2 protein-coding genes are annotated in these 1,637 nt (G+C 58.0%); one reads left to right on the top strand and one right to left on the bottom strand.

What is annotated here, in order from left to right; genetic code table 11:
- Positions 1-294: 294 nt before the first annotated feature.
- Positions 295-822, bottom strand: a complete 528-nt coding sequence (locus HMPREF2879_RS07560) for a peptidylprolyl isomerase (protein WP_005508008.1) — start codon at positions 820-822, stop codon at positions 295-297.
- 173 nt (positions 823-995) lie between these two features.
- Here HMPREF2879_RS07560 and HMPREF2879_RS07555 point away from each other — a divergent pair, with 173 nt between their 5' ends.
- Positions 996-1,331: a hypothetical protein gene (locus HMPREF2879_RS07555; protein ID WP_005504118.1), complete on the top strand. Its 336-nt coding sequence runs from the start codon at positions 996-998 to the stop codon at positions 1,329-1,331.
- Positions 1,332-1,637 lie beyond the last annotated feature (306 nt).

Raw genomic sequence — 1,637 nt, 5'->3', positions numbered from 1 at the left:
CTGGCATTCGCCGCAGACGGTGCGGTTGCAGCGCTTGCACTGGGCATAGCTAACGCGGTTGGGGTGGTTGACGCAGACGGTTGGGGTCTGCCCGTAGCCTGCGTAGTTGGGAAAGTTCTCCACTGAACCTCCAGGGGTTGTGTACCGGATCAACCGGGGTGGTGTGCGGGGGATGGCGCGCGCGGGCATATAAGCGCAGGGACCCACCGGAAGAATCCTGGCGGGCCCCTGAACTATACGTGTTTTCTCAACACCTTCAGCAGAATGCTCGTATGAGCCTTCCGATGGGGTTTATTAGAGCTTTTCGATGTCGATCGAGGAGATGACAACGTCCTTGACCGGGCGGTCCTGGAAGCCGGTCTCAACGCCCTCAATAGCGTCAACAACCTTCTTGGATGCCTCGTCGGTAACCTCACCGAAGATGGTGTGGCGGCCGTTCAGCCAAGGGGTCTCAACGGTGGTGATGAAGAACTGAGAACCGTTGGTGCCGGGGCCTGCGTTAGCCATTGCCAGCAGGTAGGGCTTGGAGAAGGAGAGTTCGGGGTGAATCTCGTCCTTGAACTGGTAGCCGGGGCCACCAACGCCCATGCCCAGGGGGTCACCACCCTGAATCATGAAGTCCTTGATGATGCGGTGGAACACGACGTCCTTGTACAGGGGGGTGTTCATGATTTCACCGGTGCGGGGGTGCTTCCACTGACGGGAGCCGTCAGCGAGGCCGATGAAGTTCTCAACAGTCAGCGGTGCGTGGTTGCCGAAGAGCTCGACGACGATGTCACCGTAGTTAGTGTGGATAGTTGCCTTAGCAGTTGCATTAGTCATGGCTCTATTGTGGCACGGGGCGGCGCTCATTCGCCATCTAACATGTTTTTTCGCCCCGGGCGCACCGTTGGGCGGGCTTTTTGGGCGGGAATTGAATATCCTGAGAGGTGAACACTACGCGCGCGGCGGCGTTTTCTGGTCGCTGGCGCATTTCAACCGATGGAGGTCACCCCATGTTCTGCTGCAAGAAGCGTAAGGCACGCAAGGCTGCTAAGGCTCAGGCTATCGTCTCTTCTCTGGCTGCTGTTGAGTCCGCGCTGGAAGGCAAGACCGCTGAGATGTTCGCTGAGAAGCTGACCGGCAACAAGAAGGCCCTGAAGAAGGCTCGTAAGGCTACCGCAAAGACCGTTCGCGCCGCTGAGAAGGAACTGGCTCGTATTGAGCGTAACGGCGGCAAGCGCCCCCGTAAGGGCCTGGCGTTCCTGGGTCTGCTGGTTGCTCTGGGTGTTGCAGGCGCCGCAGCCTACAACGCAGCTCGCCCCGTGGAGGACCCCTGGAAGAACGCATAAGCGTTATTCCCCGCATTTTCTTCTCTACACGTTCTGAGGCGCCGCTAGCGGCGTGAGGGAGCGCATTGTGAGAGATAGCCGCCCGCTAGAGTTTTACTCTGACGGGCGGCTATTAGTTTATTTTTTCGGGGTGTTTGTTTTTTAGGGGGGACAGGGGCGAGAGGAGGAGCTAAAGATAGAGCACTGAATCTCCCCGGGTGCACCCTGCGGTATTTCCCCTAACATACCCGGATATACAAAGAACCCCATGTCTTTCGACATGGGGTTCTCGGTTCAAAAATAAACCGGCGATGACCTACTCTCCCA

This window comes from Rothia sp. HMSC069C04, from assembly GCF_001812895.1.
GTDB lineage: Bacteria > Actinomycetota > Actinomycetes > Actinomycetales > Micrococcaceae > Rothia.
The sequence above is the reverse complement of the archived record's forward strand: the minus strand, read 5'-3'. Positions and strand labels throughout refer to the sequence as shown.

Bases quoted from the DNA above. Each gene is read 5' to 3' on its own strand.
- HMPREF2879_RS07560 (WP_005508008.1), bottom strand. From the start codon at position 822: ATGACTAATGCAACTGCTAAGGCAACTATCCACACTAACTACGGTGAC.
- HMPREF2879_RS07555 (WP_005504118.1), top strand. From the start codon at position 996: ATGTTCTGCTGCAAGAAGCGTAAGGCACGCAAGGCTGCTAAGGCTCAG.